At 40.2% G+C, this 15,387-nt stretch carries 12 protein-coding genes; 4 read left to right on the top strand and 8 right to left on the bottom strand.

Translation table 11 applies throughout. The features are described from left to right. Nucleotides 1-158 precede the first annotated feature (158 nt). Nucleotides 159-1,829, top strand: coding sequence for an FMN-binding glutamate synthase family protein (locus tag C3F34_RS15480; protein WP_044740428.1), 1,671 nt, complete (start codon nt 159-161; stop codon nt 1,827-1,829). A 65-nt stretch (nt 1,830-1,894) separates the two neighbouring features. On the opposite strand, the gene C3F34_RS15475 is transcribed toward C3F34_RS15480, so the two are convergent. From C3F34_RS15475 to C3F34_RS15460, 4 genes are read right to left on the bottom strand one after another with little or no spacing between them, the layout of a single operon-like run. Next, on the bottom strand, nt 1,895-2,938 hold the full coding sequence (locus C3F34_RS15475) for an alpha/beta hydrolase (RefSeq protein ID WP_016166332.1): 1,044 nt from the start codon (nt 2,936-2,938) through the stop codon (nt 1,895-1,897). Then, on the bottom strand, nt 2,938-4,059 hold the full coding sequence (locus tag C3F34_RS15470; RefSeq protein WP_044740427.1) for a YdcF family protein: 1,122 nt from the start codon (nt 4,057-4,059) through the stop codon (nt 2,938-2,940). Before C3F34_RS15470 ends, C3F34_RS15475 begins: the two co-directional genes overlap by 1 nt. A gap of 3 nt (nt 4,060-4,062) precedes the next feature. Further along, nucleotides 4,063-5,097 carry a UDP-N-acetylmuramate dehydrogenase gene (gene murB, locus C3F34_RS15465; protein WP_044740426.1) on the bottom strand — a complete coding sequence of 345 codons (1,035 nt, stop codon included), beginning with the start codon at nt 5,095-5,097 and terminating at the stop codon, nt 4,063-4,065. 13 nt (nt 5,098-5,110) lie between these two features. After that, complete coding sequence (locus tag C3F34_RS15460; protein ID WP_104442049.1) at nt 5,111-5,620, bottom strand: low molecular weight protein-tyrosine-phosphatase; 510 nt, start codon at nt 5,618-5,620, stop codon at nt 5,111-5,113. Between the two features lie 120 nt (nt 5,621-5,740). On the opposite strand from C3F34_RS15460, the gene C3F34_RS15455 reads away from it, so the two are divergent. Both C3F34_RS15455 and C3F34_RS15450 read left to right on the top strand, forming a co-directional pair. Beyond that, nucleotides 5,741-6,901, top strand: a complete 1,161-nt coding sequence (locus C3F34_RS15455) for an iron-containing alcohol dehydrogenase (RefSeq protein ID WP_104442048.1) — start codon at nt 5,741-5,743, stop codon at nt 6,899-6,901. 29 nt (nt 6,902-6,930) lie between these two features. Continuing rightward, nucleotides 6,931-7,386, top strand: a complete 456-nt coding sequence (locus C3F34_RS15450) for an acyl-CoA thioesterase (protein WP_104442367.1) — start codon at nt 6,931-6,933, stop codon at nt 7,384-7,386. Between the two features lie 3 nt (nt 7,387-7,389). On the opposite strand, the gene dnaX is transcribed toward C3F34_RS15450, so the two are convergent. The 4 genes from dnaX to C3F34_RS15430 all read right to left on the bottom strand — a co-directional run bounded on the left by dnaX (nt 7,390) and on the right by C3F34_RS15430 (nt 13,554). After that, entirely contained in the window at nt 7,390-9,492 is a 2,103-nt protein-coding gene (gene dnaX / locus C3F34_RS15445) for a DNA polymerase III subunit gamma/tau (protein ID WP_104442047.1), read from the bottom strand. A 323-nt stretch (nt 9,493-9,815) separates the two neighbouring features. Beyond that, the gene (locus C3F34_RS15440; RefSeq protein ID WP_104442046.1) at nt 9,816-11,075 is read right to left on the bottom strand and encodes a serine hydrolase domain-containing protein; all 1,260 of its coding nucleotides are present in this window, start codon (nt 11,073-11,075) and stop codon (nt 9,816-9,818) included. Between the two features lie 87 nt (nt 11,076-11,162). Further along, nucleotides 11,163-12,017: a MaoC family dehydratase gene (locus C3F34_RS15435; protein ID WP_104442045.1), complete on the bottom strand. Its 855-nt coding sequence runs from the start codon at nt 12,015-12,017 to the stop codon at nt 11,163-11,165. A gap of 145 nt (nt 12,018-12,162) precedes the next feature. Beyond that, nucleotides 12,163-13,554 (bottom strand): 3-oxoacyl-ACP reductase, encoded by a 1,392-nt coding sequence (locus tag C3F34_RS15430; RefSeq protein ID WP_104442044.1) that lies wholly within the window; start codon nt 13,552-13,554, stop codon nt 12,163-12,165. A 243-nt stretch (nt 13,555-13,797) separates the two neighbouring features. On the opposite strand from C3F34_RS15430, the gene C3F34_RS15425 reads away from it, so the two are divergent. Further along, entirely contained in the window at nt 13,798-15,324 is a 1,527-nt protein-coding gene (locus C3F34_RS15425) for an acetyl-CoA C-acetyltransferase (protein WP_104442043.1), read from the top strand. The last annotated feature ends 63 nt before the right edge of the window (nt 15,325-15,387 follow it).

Below are 15,387 nucleotides of genomic sequence, written 5' to 3'. Positions count from 1 at the left end.
CATAAATTAAATGAAAATAAACATGATTGTTATGTAAACCACTCGACTTTTTAAATGATTTATTGAAGGCCCCTAACACAAATCGTTACTTGTACTCATCTGCAAATCTTGGCATTGTGAAATCAAATCAACATCAGGCACAAGGATGAATTATAACTATGCCGAATCCTGCACAAATTGTACGCCATAAATTACTGAACACTTTTTTCTCGCGTCATTCTGTTTGGTTCACTTTTATTTTTATCGCACTTAGCATCACTTGGTTTAGACTCAATTATGCTCCTCATTATATTTATTATTTTCTCTCCGATACGACCCTCAACATATTGTGGTTGGTGAGTACTGTCCTAAGCATTGTCGGCTTATATGATTTATTACAAAATCGGCACTCAATTTTAAAAAACTACCCGATTATGGGACATTTTCGCTTCTTATTTGAAGAGTTCCGACCAGAAATTCGACAATACTTCATTGAATCCGATGAAGATGCTTTACCTTTTTCAAGAATGCAACGCAGCTTAGTCTATCAACGCGCTAAGAATGAAAACTCAGATAAACCTTTTGGTTCCATCATCGACGTGTATCAACAAGACTATCGCTTTATGACGCACTCCATTCAACCCTGCCCTCCTGCCGACCCATCTACATTCCGCATTCAAATCGGGAGTTCACAATGTACTCAACCCTATAATGCTTCTATTATGAATATTTCTGCCATGAGCTTTGGTAGTTTAAGCGCTAATGCCATTCGTGCATTAAACAAAGGAGCACAATTGGGCAACTTTTACCACGATACTGGTGAAGGTAGTCTCAGTCCTTATCACTTAGAATATGGCGGTGATATTGTCTGGGAACTGGGTAGTGGATACTTTGGTTGTCGTACGGAAGATGGCACTTTCGATCCAGTAAAGTTCGCACAGCAGGCTATTCTTCCCCAAATTAAAATGATTGAGATTAAGCTGTCACAAGGTGCTAAACCAGGGCACGGTGGTATTCTTCCTAAAGATAAAATCTCTGCGGAAATTGCGCAAATCCGTGGTATTCCACGTGATCGTGATTGTATTTCTCCTTCTAAGCACTCAGCCTTCAATACGCCTATTGAAATGCTACAGTTTATTCAAAAATTACGTGAACTTTCTGGTGGCAAACCTGTAGGTTTCAAACTATGTATCGGTCAACCTTGGCAGTTTATGGGGATAGTCAAAGCGATGCTGCATACGCAAATACTCCCTGACTTTATAGTAGTCGATGGTTCCGAAGGTGGTACTGGTGCTGCACCGATTGAATTGATCAATCATATGGGAACGCCGCTCCGTGAAGGCGTACTATTTGTACACAATACCTTAGTTGGTGCTGGATTAAGAAAACAGATCAAAATTGGCGCCAGTGGGAAAATCATCAGTGCTTTTGATATTGCAAGTACAATGGCAATTGGTGCCGATTGGGTTAATTCAGCACGTGGCTTTATGTTCGCAATTGGCTGTATTCAAGCACAGAGCTGTCATACCAACCAGTGCCCCGTCGGTGTTGCAACCCAAGATCAAGACCGCCAAAAGGCAATACATGTGCCTACAAAAGCCGAACGTGTTTTCCATTTCCACAAAAATACTCTACACGCCCTATCCGAAATGATTGCTGCGGCAGGTCTACGCCACCCTTCTGATATTAAAGCCCACCATTTAGCACAACGTATTAATGATCGTGAAATTAAAAACTATGCTCAACTACATTTTTGGTTAAAAGAGGGTGAACTTCTAAACTGCGAAAATAAAGATCAGGAAAACTTTTATTTCCGTATGTGGAATATGGCAAAAAAAGAATATTTCTAATGATAAATGGACTCGGCTAAGCTTTTAACCGAGTCCATTTTAAACATGAATTTCAAAAAATAATTTTAATAATACTCGCCTGTGCTATGCGCATGTAAAAAAGCAGGGATTAGACCTGTTAAAGCGGCACGAATATCAGCCCGTTCATTAATTAATTGATGAGAACCTTCTTCCAACATCAACAAAGTCTGTAGTCGAAATTTTTGACGAATAAATTCAATGTTGTAGCGCCAGTCTACGGTTTGATCGAGTGCGCCTTGAGCCAACCAAACTGGTATACGACAAGAAGGTCGCTCTTCCATTTGCTGCATCCACTTCGACATAGCCAAAATCCAGTCCATACCCATCATACGAGGTTGCAAAGGATCTTTTAAACGAACAAAGCGTAAAAATTCAGGATTATGATTATTACGACGGAAATGTCTCGGAACTTGACGCTTAATGCGACGAATAATACCCAAGCCGACAGAGTTGTGCCACCAAGCCGATTTTGCAGGACGAATTAAAGGTGACAACAGTAACACACGCTCTACATAAGGATTTTCACGGCGCTCGGCAAACTCAAGTAAATGATGCATCAGGATTGCACCACCCGTACTTTGTCCAATTCCCAACCAAGGTTTAGGAAGCTGCGAAGCATTTTTCACATATTGATATACCGCATGTAGCACACGCTGATAATGATCAAAATCTTGAATACTTGCGGGTGAACCATCGCTTAATCCATGACCCGGAAGATCATACGTAAGCACACTAAAACCTTGTTCAAGCAGTTCACGGATAATTGGCTGATAAATTCCACTGTGCTCTAAATAGCCATGCAAAAGGAACACTGTTCCTTTTATTACAACCTTTCCTTCTGCATTCGCTTTAGGTTGAAACACTTGCACATGCAACTTAAATAAAGGCATTTGCACAAAACCTTGCCAATGCTCACAATCGAGCAGATGTAACCCATACAACTTACGATATGCTTGTAATTCTACAGATGGTGAAAAAGCATGATTCAAATTTAATGGACTTAAAACCTGTGGTGTCGTATCTCGATTAGGTACAGGTAAATCTAATTGTTTCAGAATATTCGGATTTAAGAATGGAATTTCAGGCATTAAGGTACCTCTCGGCAATCACTAGAGCCGAATAACATGTCGCGAATAGTCGCTAACATTTCATAATTTGCACGGCGGCTATGATCATAGTTTTGTTGGCTAGGCTGCCAAGCCGTTAATTGCGTCGGCATAGGTGCTTCAATAGGTACAGTTTCAATTCCATTTAAAGCAAATAAACGGCGTGTTCTAGGCATATGATATTGATCAGTAATTAGAATCACGGTCGGTGCTCCCCCTTTCTTTTGTAATAATAGCGAGCTAAAGCGTGAATTTTCACACGTATTCATACTTCTATTTTCTAACAGCTTGGCATCTACACCGCGCTCTTTTAACCAAGTCTGCATAAAAGGTGCTTCTACACCACTAAGCACAATGGGTAAGTTATACTGCTTCTCGACTTCTAAAGTTTTCTCCAGTCTTAATTTTGTATAGTCATTCACGACAATATCTTTTCTATTTTTGTCCAAGGTTAAACCACCACCCAACACCACAATCGCATAAGGTTGTGATAAAGTCCCTTTAGGTGTTTCATTTTGTTCTTTAATTTGGGCAATATCTTTTTGAATTTGCTGTGCATCAACACTTTCAACTACAGGCTCGATTTTATGTGTCTGTAGAAAATCCAGATATTTTTCCATCAAGGCTTTATTTTCTTTACTATCCAACTCTAGTAAGTCTTTTACATTTTGAGTTGGATCTTCAGGTGCTGATGCGGCTTGCTTTGGATCTGCCAAAAGAGGAACTTGAGGACGTTCTTCCTCTTCGTTTTGTTCTTGCTGCTCTTTATTAATTAAATCTTGCAAGGCTTTATAACGTGCTTGAATTTGCGGTAAATTTTCAGAATTATTTTGCTGAATTTCTTGTTCCATCAATTTAAGATACGCTTGACGTGCAATCCATAAATTAGAACCTGGTTCAAGATTCTCAGCTTCACTCAGCGCTGCCATTTTTTGACTTTTCGCCGCAACTTCATTCACCTCTACAGGAACAAAGGTATTTAATGCTTTGACCACCAATTTTGAATAAAATGGCGAATAGATAAAAATCACCAGACAGCCCAAAAGTACAAAAAGCAGAGCTGCGATTTGCACAATACGAACCATCCAATGTGTTTTAGCCATTCATTATTCCACGTGTGATTGAATTAAACCAACTGCATTAAAAAGAACAGGTTCTGGCTCTAGACGAATATTGAATTTATTTAGCACATCTTGTTGAACTGCACGATAGGTTGCCTGAACATCCAATAAAGTAGCATCTTCATAATTCACCAAAACCAACGCCTGTTTTGCAAACATACCAACCATGCCCAAACGCTTACCTTTCCAACCCGCCTGATCAATTAACCAGCCTGCAGCAATTTTAATCTGACCGTTTGCTTGAGGGTAATGGGGCAATTGAGGGAATTTCGTATTTATTTGGTCAAAAGATTGTGCAGAGATCACAGGATTTTTAAAGAAACTGCCCGCGTTCGGATATTCTTTTGGGTCTGGTAATTTACTTTGACGAATTTGAATAACCTGATTTTGTAGATTTTCTGCACTTAAATCTTCGCCCACGGCTTGTTTTAAATCACCGTAGCTTAGCTTTAAATTTGCATGTTTAAGAAGCTGAAAAATCACTTGAGTGATGACATAACGCTCAGGTTGATCTTTAAAAATACTGTGTCGATAAGCAAATTGACAATCTGATGCAAGAATTTCAGTAAATTGCTGTGTTACGCGGTCATAAACCCGCACAGCCTGAATAAACTCACCAACTTCTACACCGTAAGCACCAATGTTTTGTACAGGTGATGCCCCGACTAAACCAGGAATTAAAGCTAAATTTTGCAGACCATATAAATGCTGTTCAGTCGTCCATAACACAAAATCATGCCAAACTTGACCCGCACCAACCGCGAGCGTCTTGGTCTGAGCATCTTCATTTAAAGTTTCAATCCCTTGAATATCCATATGGATAACCAAAGCATGAATATGTTCAGGCAAAAGCATATTGCTCCCACCAGATAGAATTAACACATTGAGCTGCTGCTGTTCTGCATAAGATAAGGCTTCCAACAACATATGTTCAGTTTCAATTTTTACATAGTGTGTTGCAACCGAACCCAAATTTAAGGTGTTAAAAGGCTGAAGTTGAACGTTATTTTGAATATGCATGCTAAAACCCGAACTAGCCTTTCAGCTGTTGTTGAAGTACCTGAACCCAAGCCAAACTACTTGATTCACATTGATCAAGTACACGCTCAAATCCATCATCGCCACCATAATAAGGGTCTGGCACCGCTTGTTGAAGGAATTTTTGATCATGCTGACTCATCAGGGCAATCTTTGCACGAAGCATCCGCTGCCCGAGAACTGATTGAGCCTGTCGCATTAAAACTTGAATATCATCTAAGTTCTCATAATCCATTGCCAAAATCAGATCAAATTCAGCAAAGTCTTGGATCTTGAGCTGACGCGCACGTAAAGCGGATAAATCATACCCTCGTTTTCTGGCATGTTTTTGGCTTCTTAAATCAGGCGCCTTATTCGGATGATAATTGCTGGTTCCAGCAGAATCGACCTCAATATTTAGTTGATGTGCATCACAGTAATGTCTAAACACCACTTCTGCTGTGGGTGAACGGCAGATATTTCCCAGACAGACACATAACACCTTGTAGGGCGTTTGCGATGACATAAGCACCTCAATAGAACGTTTATTTTGCAATGTCTTATGTTAAGTTATTTGGAGGATGAATCCCACTAAAACTGTATAACAAAAACACGTAAATATAGATAAAGCATGAAGGAATTGCCAATGTATGACTTTCAGTTTCAAACTGTTTCCCGAATTATTTCAGGCTTAGGCTCAATTCAAGAACTCGCAACGGTCTTGACTGAGCAAAGTAGTAAAAAAGTGTTGTTGGTGACAGATAACGGTATGCTACAACAGCAGTTACATCACCCTATTTTAGAAATTTTAGAACATCTGTCATTAGTACATGTGATTTATGCCGATGTCATTGCTGATCCGCCCGAACACGTTGTCAATTCAGCTGTAGAATTTGCAAAAAAAGAAAAAATTGATACGGTGATTGGCTTTGGTGGAGGCAGCTCTTTAGATGTTGCAAAACTGATTGCAATTTTAGCCCATCCAGACCAGCCGAAAAAATTGGCTGAACTCTATGGGATCAACAATGCAAAATCTCCTCGATTACCTTTAATTCTCATTCCAACGACTGCGGGGACAGGCTCCGAAGTCACGCCAATTTCCATTGTGACTACAGGTGAAACCACTAAAATGGGCATTGTCTCACCTGTACTGTATGCTGATGTAGCCATTTTAGATGCAACTTTTACCCAAAATTTACCCGCGCATATTACGGCAGCAACAGGTATTGATGCCATGGTTCATGCCATCGAAGCATATACTTCAAAAATTAAAAAAAATCTGTATGCCGATATGTTAGCCAAACAAGCATTAAGACTACTCAATCAAAATTTAAAGCTGGTACTCGAAGATGGTTCGAATCTTCAAGCACGGCAAAATATGCTGAATGGTTCGATGTTTGCAGGTCAGGCGTTTGCCAATGCCCCTGTAGGTGCAGTACATGCATTGGCTTATCCTTTGGGTGGACATTTTCACATTTCGCATGGTCACAGTAATGCTTTGGTTTTAACTGAAGTCTTGAAGTTTAATGCACCGAATGCCAAGCATTTATATGCAGAACTAATGACATGGATAGACCCTTATAGCAAAGGTTGCACTGATGGATTATGTGATTTATTTATCGATCATATGCAAAATCATTTAGATCGAAGTGGTTTGACTTTAAAGCTCAATGCACTGAATGTACCAAAGACTGCCCTTTCAACACTGGCACAGGACGCCATGTTACAAACCCGACTATTACAAAATAACCCACGCGATCTAAACTTGAATGATGCTGAACAAATTTATCATGCAATTTACGCTTAACCCATCGCTTAGCAAAGGACATGCAGAAAATGAAACCCCAAGCCAAACTTAGAGAAAACTATCCTTTTATTTTTCCTATACAAACACGTTGGTCAGATAATGATATTTACGGACATGTAAACAATGTCAATTATTATAGTTTCTTTGATAGCGCAGCGAATGCGCTACTGATTAAAAAAGCTCATTTTGATATTCACCACTCAACAATTATTGGCTTAGTGGTGAGTTCATCTTGTCAATTTTTACAAGAGCTTTGTTACCCTGAAGTGATTGAAGTCGGTGTGGCAATCAAACGTATGGGAAACAGTTCTTTAGAATATGACTTAGCTATTTTTAAAGCCAATCAAAATACAGCTGCGGCACAGGGACAATTTATTCATGTTTTTGTAGATCGAGAGCAGCGCAAAAGTACACCGATTCCCATGAACATGCGTCAGGCTCTACAAGCTTTTATGCAAGTCGAGCCTGAACCTAAGCTCATCTAAGAGTTATTTCAATTGAATGTTATGTAATTCAGCATCAAAACTTTGGATTAAATCACGTACTACGGGTTCAGTTTGTAACAATTCCTCTGCCCGCTGATAAGCTTGCTCTTTCCGTTGATGCTGTAAGATATAAGGTGTGGTATCTGTAACCGCACCATATTCAATTTTAAACAGCGTATTTGGCCACTGTTTTTTAAGCGCTTGTTCCAAAGAATGCTGTGATTGACCCAATAATTGCTGATATTGCTCTGGAATATGAAAAATTGATTCCGCGTCAATTTTCCCTGTCATGACACCATGTTGTGCTAACTCTTGCACAGCAGGCGATAATTCACTATGTCTGAACCAGAACTCCCACTTACCGAGTGTCCACTCACCTTCCAAAACTTGTTCTTGTACACGCAAAATATCTTGCGGCATAAGCTTTGCAGTTTCTGTATTCGACACAGTTGGTGTTAGCAGAGATTCTATTTCAGGCTCAGGTTGCTCAATAATCGGCTGAACCGCTGAATCTGTTTCAACTTCATCAACCGCCAAATTAAAGAGTGTGTCTTGAGCTGTGTCTACACTGGTAAAACCTGAGTCGGCTGATAATGAATCATTTTCATCAGATGCTTCAACTTGACGTTCTACTTTTTCTTCTACAGCAATTGGTGCAATTTCTTCAAATAAGAAATCATCACTACTTACTTCAGATGGAGCTTCGTATGATGTATCAGTATCTTCATCAAGGTCGAATAAAACATCTTCACTCGCAGGGTCAAACACGATTTGATCTGAATGACTGGTTAGATTAGCCGTTTCTTCATCCTGCTCTGGATGTTCAGGTAATACAGACTGATCTTGTAGATTTGTCTCAACAGCAAAGTTTTCTACAGGTAGTGTATCTTCCGCTATCGCTTGAATTTGCTCTTGCGGAGCTGCAACTACGGTATTGATATTGCTGACAGCTTGTTCACTAGCTAACACTGGTGCCGACTGAATTTGTGTCGCAGGAGTAGAAACCAAGACTTCATTTGGTTGCAAAGGTCTAAATGCCAACAAACGCAATACGCACATTTCAAAACCTTGCTCTTGCGTCACCGCAAGTTGCAAATCTGCACGCCCTTTACACGCAATCTGGTAATAAAGTTGTAAATCTTGATCTGCGATTAGCTGAGAAAGCTGGGAAATCTTTTGATTAATTTCGGCACTATATTTCAGGCTTAGATCAGGTAAATATTGCAGCAATGCTAATTCATGCAAAGTTGAAATCAACTGATCTAAAACTAAAGAAACATCTAAAGCTTGCTGTCTAAATTGCAGCAACAATTGACTCACACGCGCTTTCTGATTTTGATGAATTGCCATCAATAAATCATAAATGATCGTACGATCAATCAAGCCTAACATCTCTTTTACATCTTGATGCTGAATCGCACCTTGACCATAGGCAATCGCTTGGTCAGTTAAAGAGAGTGCATCACGCAGTGAACCTTGTGCAGACTCAGCAATTTGCCAGATTGCATCTTCCTGAGCTGAAATCTGTTCTTTTTCCAGAATTTTTGTCAAATGCTCAGTAATTTCATCGACTGCTAGAGGACGCAAGGTAAATTGTAAGCAACGCGAAATCACCGTAATTGGGAGCTTTTGCGGATCGGTCGTTGCAAATAGAAATTTCACATGCTCAGGTGGTTCTTCTAAGGTTTTAAGCAATGCATTAAATGAGTGTGTAGAGAGCATGTGTACTTCATCAATCAAGTACACTTTATAGCGCCCCTGAGTTGGAGCATACGGTACGTTATCTAAAAGCTCTCGCGTATCTTCGACTTTGGTTCGCGACGCCGCATCAATTTCAATCAGGTCGATAAAACGACCTTCATTCACCGCTTTACACGTGGCACAGACTTCACACGGCGTCGCTGTTACACCTGTTTCGCAGTTTAAGCATTTCGCAAGAATACGTGCAATTGTGGTTTTACCAACACCCCGTGTACCTGTAAATAAATACGCATGGTGTAAACGCCCACGTTCCAATGCACTGCTGAGTGCACGCGAGACATGGTTTTGCCCCACCAATTCATTAAAATTACGGGGACGATATTTACGCGCAAGTACTTGATACATGTATGCTCCTTTTCACAGGTCTAAGCATACTGTTTTTTTGCACAAGAGTGAATGAACAATCTCAAAGCGAGTTAATGATTGTGGAAATTAAACACGCTGTTGATACCTTAATCTTAAATTCAGTCAATGTGCACTTTAAATCAATCAGCAATTTGGTCGTGTTCACTCACATCTTTCACATAATTTAAACGACATTTTCTTTAAGTAACTTGAGTAGATTTTCCATATTTAACCACCTTCAAATATGCTTACACCAAAGACAATGTCCATCGCACCTATCATTTATTAAGTATGCGAAGTCTCTATTATCCACTCTAAAAATCTTAAAACCAGCCTTTATGTCCTGTTAGAATTTTATCGGCACATCTTAAAGTTTCTTGCGTTAAGCCCCATAAACGATAGTCGCCAGTGATGGACGCCGTTGCAAAATTATGTGTGTAAGCAAAACTTAATTGGCGCTCTGGATCACACCAAGCACCTGAGCCATTAAAACCCAAGTGTCCGAAACCTTGTGGGACATGTTTGCCTAAAGTCAGGACACGGTGATACCCCAAACGCCAATGCATTGGAATCGGCATAATTCGATCACGATGCTGATATTGAATCTGTGACATACGTTGGAATACTTCAGGCTTAATCAACTGTTGCTGTTGCCATGTCCCCCCTTGTGCCAACATGGCATAAATTTTTGCCAAACTTTCAGCAGAGAAAACACCATTGGCAGCTGGAATTACAGCTTGTAGACCTTGTTCACTAAAAAAGCTAAAGTTCTTCATACCTTTAGGAATCATAGCATCTTGGAAATCTTGCGAATTGTGACCTGACCATGTCGTAATACGATCCATTAAAGTCATTTTCTTGGCTGTATTTTTTCTTTTTGAAGAATCAGAACTTGAGCTTGTAGAATTCGTTGTGGGGAATGGCCGTGCAACCCGATCAAGTTCTGATGTTGGCACACCAAAATAAGCATCTTGTATCTGAAGAGGTTGCAACAAATATTGTTGCATTAAATGAGATAAACTTTGCCCTGTGGTTTTTTCCAGAACACCGCCAACCAACCAGCCAAAAGTTAAAGGCTGATACGCTGCATCGTCACCTACAGCAAAGCGCGGTTTAGCCTCAGCAATCCGATTTAACATAAGTTCCCAATCGGCCATTTGCGCTGCGTCTTGAACCAAATTTCGGATATCAAATAAGCCACTTTGGTGGCTTAAAATATCTGCCAAACGAATGTTGGATTTACCATTTTGTGCAAATTCAGGCCAATACTTTGCAATTGGTTGATCATAATCAAGTAACCCGCGACTCACTAAAATATGAGCTAAGGTTGCCAAAACACCTTTGCCTGTTGAGTAACAGACCGACAAGGTGTTCTTTTCCCATTGTTCTGTCGCTGATTTTTTCCCTATACAAATATCAACAACCTTTTGTCCTTGACAATACACGCAAAGTGCAGCCCCACCTTGATGCATTCGCGGATGCTGTAAGCGACTGAACTGTTTCGCCAAATCTTCAAAATTTTCAGTAACATCACCATGATATTGATTGGGACTCGCCGATAAATATGCTTTTAGTTCTTTCATCTTACATCCTTATAATTTTTTAATTATTGATACATACATAAGTAAAAAAGCCCAAATCCTTAAAATTTGGGCTTTTATTCAGCGTTATTAGCGTGCGGTAATATGACCTGTCACATGTGGTTTTTTATTCTTACTATTTTGTATCATAAAATCGATATCCTTACCTACCTGCGCAGTGAGGAACTCAACTTTAGAAGGTAAATACATAGGTAATTTAAACCAAACATCAGCCTCATAGCTGTCGGGTAAAGTTAAATTGGCTAAGGCTTTTGCTTTGCTCCACATACCATGTGCAATCGCTTGTTTGAAACCAAATGCTTTTGCCGTGATGACATGAATGTGAATTAAATTAAAATCACCAGAAGTTAAGGCATAACGACGACCCGTATTTTCTGAAACTGTCCACTCTGCCTGAAGCGTATAATTTGGGCGAGTTTCTTCTTTTGCTTTAGTAGCCGCTTTTGTTTCAGTTTTTTGACGTGCAAGATAAGTCGTCACCCCTTGCATCACGACTTCATTGCCCACTTTTGCGGTGGTCATAAAATCAAACTGCACACCTTTATCATGCGGCTTTAATTCACCAAACTGGCAAGATAGGCTTAAGCTTTCATTTACACCAATTTTACGACTTTGAGAAACTTGGTTACGAATATGTACCAAACCTAAAATTGCAAAAGGAAATGCCTCTTGCGTCATCATATGCATTTGTAAACTTTGCGACAAAACGGCTAAATAAATCGTTGGAATATAACCATTATTTTTAAATCCACACACAGCGTTATACGCTTTCAAATGCTTTGGATCAACCTTAAAAGAATCCACAACATATTCAACTTGCGGTAGAACTTTTTCGCCTTTAGGCTTTTTAAAGATGAGTCCCTGCACGACTTTCGGATAAGCCAAATAGGGTTTCGGAAGTTGAGAAAAATGGCGAGTATTCATGTTGAACCTATGTGAAGTTTTTATTTCAATATTTTTTGAAAGCTTCTTCTCCTTCAGGGAGAAGGTTGGGATGAAGGAAGAATTCCATTCCCTTTATTGGCTTTCCCTCTCCTTAAAGAAGAGGGAAAATTCTAAACTTTTATAATTAAGCACCTAATAAACTTTGTCCGCAAACACGAACAACGTTACCATTTAAGCCCGTCGAAGCCGTTGAAGCAAATAAAGCAATGGTTTCTGCAACATCAACAGGTAAACCACCTTGACTCATCGAGTTCATACGACGGCCAGCTTCACGGATAGCAAAAGGAATTGCTGCTGTCATTTGTGTTTCAATAAAGCCTGGTGCAACTGCATTAATGGTTATACCATTTTTTAAGATCGGTGCCGTAAATTTCACCACCCCAATAACACCTGCTTTCGATGCAGCATAGTTCGTTTGACCTAAGTTCCCTGCAATACCTGAAATTGAAGATACACAGATAATACGGCCATTGGCATTTAAACCATCATGTTCAAGTAAATAATCATTTACACGTTCAATCGCAGACAAATTGATGTTGATGACCAAGTCCCAAAGTTCTGGCTTCATGTTTGCTAAAGTCTTGTCACGGGTAATACCAGCATTGTGCACAATAATATCAACACCGCCCTGTGCTACAGCAGCTTCTTTAATTTTCTGACCTGCATCTGCTGCGGTAATATCAATCGCTAAAGTCGAACCACCAATTTCACCCGCAACACGGTCCAAGTCAGCTTGTTGTTGTGGCACATCTAAGCAAATGACATGCGCGCCATCGCGTGATAATACATGTGCAATTGCTTCACCAATACCACGGCTCGCACCTGTGACTACAGCAGTTTTGCCTGCAAGTGGTTTCACCCAATCTACATCAATAACATCAGCTTTAGACACACGAATGACTTGCCCTGAAACATAAGCAGAACGTGGTGATAAAGCAAAACGTAACGTAGACTCTAAATTGGCTTCTGCACCTTCATCTACATAGACCAATTGCGCGGCAATACCTTTTTTGAATTCTTTACCTACAGATTTAACAAAACCTTCTAAAGCGCGTTGAGCAATGGCTTGCTTTACTGTTTTAGCTGTTTCAGGTGTTGTTCCGACCACAATGACACGCCCCGAAGCTAAAATCTGGCGTGCGACAGGGTTGAAGAAATTATAAAGCTCTTTGAGCTGTTCAGAATTTTGAATACCAGACGCATCAAAAACGACGGCTTTGAACTTCGACTCACGATCACCATCGTTAAACGCATTCAGTTTTAAACCTTGAGTTGCAGCAACTTGTTGTAATTCTGCATTGTTGCCTGCATAGCTGTTGGCGTGAATATTCGCCAAAACCTGAGAAATAGCACCAGATAATGTACCTGCTGGTGCTGCACCAAGCAAAACTGCACCTTTAATTACAGGCGTCGCAGAGTCAAAACGATCTAAAAAAGTGGGTGCTGGCAAACCTAAATTTTTAATGACAAATTTACCAATTGGAGATTTTGCGAATGCTTGGTATTGGTCAGTCATGTTTATTATCTCTCAAAACGAATTAAATTTATTTGATGGCTTTTAAACTACTGTTTAACTTCAATATCATGTCAAAGACGTAGATTTCAATAGACCCATCAGTTTCCGTTGAATCATACTTGAGTTAATCTAGTGATGACTTGACCTGAATGTATTCTGCAATGTCATTGTAGTCAATTCGAGCTATGCTGTATTGTGTTAATCTACACCTCAAGAATACTGTAACATGCTTGGAAAAGCCTTATGAGCAAAACAACTCAAGATAATCCAGCAGTCGATCATTCTGTGGCAGAAACTGTGTCAAATACATCAAAAGCACGTACTCGTACACGCAAAACAACTGACACAGCTTCTACGTCTGCAACCCCAACGACTAAAACAACACGTACACGTGCAACTTCTTCGCCTCGCAAAAAAGCAGCACCTAGTACATCTAAAACTGAATCTACAACTCAAACTTCTGTCCAACAGGAAAAAATTATGAGTCAAAATACTCCTCGCCGCGTTGCAATTATTGGTGGTAACCGTATTCCATTCGCTCGTTCGAATGGTGCTTATTTCACAGCATCAAACATGGATATGTTTACCGCAGCATTAAATGGTCTTGTTGAGCGTTATAATCTTCAAGGTCAGCGCCTAGGTGAAGTAGTCGCGGGCGCAGTGTTAAAACATAGCCGTGACTTCAATATGACTCGTGAATGTGTGCTTGATACTGCTTTAGCACCGGAAACTCCTGCTTATGATTTGCAACAAGCATGTGGAACAGGCTTACAAGCAGCTTTCCAAGTTGCGAATAAAATTGCCTTGGGACAAATTGAAGTGGGTATCGCTGGTGGCGTAGATACCACTTCAGATGCGCCAATTGCTTTTGGTGATGGTTTACGTAAGGCATTGCTTGAGCTCAATATCGCAAGAACAGGGAAAGACCGTTTAAAAGCCTTAACCAAAATTAACCTAAAAGATTTGATGGATGCCCCTAAAAATGGTGAACCACGTACTGGTCTATCAATGGGCGATCATCAGGCGATTACAACATTAGAATGGGGTATTTCGCGTGAAGCACAGGATGAACTTGCAGCCTCTTCACATCAAAAAATGGCGAAGGCTTATGAAGAAGGTTTCTTCGATGACTTAATCACACCATTCTTAGGTTTAGAACGTGACAATAACTTACGTGCTGATTCTACAGTTGAAAAGCTAGCTAAACTTAAACCTGCTTTTGGTAAAGGTGATGCACGCACCATGACTGCGGGTAACTCTACCCCATTAACCGATGGCGCATCTTGTGTGTTACTTGCATCTGAAGAATGGGCAAAAGCAAATGGTCATGAAGTATTGGCTTATTTAACCTTTACTGAAACTGCTGCGGTAGACTTTATTGGCAAGAATGGACCAAAAGAAGGCTTATTAATGGCTCCTGCTTACGCAGTTCCTCGTATGCTTGAACGTGCTGGTATTACGCTGCAAGATTTTGACTATTACGAAATTCATGAAGCCTTTGCTTCACAAGTTCTTTCAACTTTAAAAGCTTGGGAAGATCCACAATTCTGTAAAGATCGCTTAGGCTTAGCTGCACCATTAGGTTCAATTGACCGTAGCAAACTCAACGTTAAAGGTTCTTCTTTGGCAGCAGGTCATCCGTTTGCTGCAACAGGTGGACGCATTTTAGCAACGGCTGCAAAACTTCTTAACCAAAAAGGCTCTGGTCGTGTACTCATCTCGATTTGTGCGGCGGGTGGTCAAGGTGTAACGGCAATTGTTGAAAAATAATTGACTTACCCTCTCTAAAAAAGCACTTCTACGGAGGTGCTTTTTTCCCTCTGAGACTTAAAT

Source organism: Acinetobacter sp. ACNIH2, from assembly GCF_002934965.1.
Taxonomy (GTDB): Bacteria; Pseudomonadota; Gammaproteobacteria; order Pseudomonadales; family Moraxellaceae; genus Acinetobacter; species Acinetobacter tandoii.
Note: the sequence above shows the minus strand (reverse complement) of the source record. Positions and strands in the feature narration are given on the sequence as shown.

Coding starts and splice junctions, on each gene's coding strand:
- dnaX (WP_104442047.1), bottom strand. CDS start 9,492: ATGTATCAAGTACTTGCGCGTAAATATCGTCCCCGTAATTTTAATGAA.
- C3F34_RS15450 (WP_104442367.1), top strand. CDS start 6,931: ATGAAACCCCAAGCCAAACTTAGAGAAAACTATCCTTTTATTTTTCCT.
- C3F34_RS15435 (WP_104442045.1), bottom strand. CDS start 12,017: ATGAATACTCGCCATTTTTCTCAACTTCCGAAACCCTATTTGGCTTAT.
- C3F34_RS15430 (WP_104442044.1), bottom strand. CDS start 13,554: ATGACTGACCAATACCAAGCATTCGCAAAATCTCCAATTGGTAAATTT.
- murB (WP_044740426.1), bottom strand. CDS start 5,097: ATGCATATTCAAAATAACGTTCAACTTCAGCCTTTTAACACCTTAAAT.
- C3F34_RS15455 (WP_104442048.1), top strand. CDS start 5,741: ATGTATGACTTTCAGTTTCAAACTGTTTCCCGAATTATTTCAGGCTTA.
- C3F34_RS15480 (WP_044740428.1), top strand. CDS start 159: ATGCCGAATCCTGCACAAATTGTACGCCATAAATTACTGAACACTTTT.
- C3F34_RS15460 (WP_104442049.1), bottom strand. CDS start 5,620: ATGTCATCGCAAACGCCCTACAAGGTGTTATGTGTCTGTCTGGGAAAT.
- C3F34_RS15425 (WP_104442043.1), top strand. CDS start 13,798: ATGAGCAAAACAACTCAAGATAATCCAGCAGTCGATCATTCTGTGGCA.
- C3F34_RS15475 (WP_016166332.1), bottom strand. CDS start 2,938: ATGCCTGAAATTCCATTCTTAAATCCGAATATTCTGAAACAATTAGAT.
- C3F34_RS15440 (WP_104442046.1), bottom strand. CDS start 11,075: ATGAAAGAACTAAAAGCATATTTATCGGCGAGTCCCAATCAATATCAT.
- C3F34_RS15470 (WP_044740427.1), bottom strand. CDS start 4,059: ATGGCTAAAACACATTGGATGGTTCGTATTGTGCAAATCGCAGCTCTG.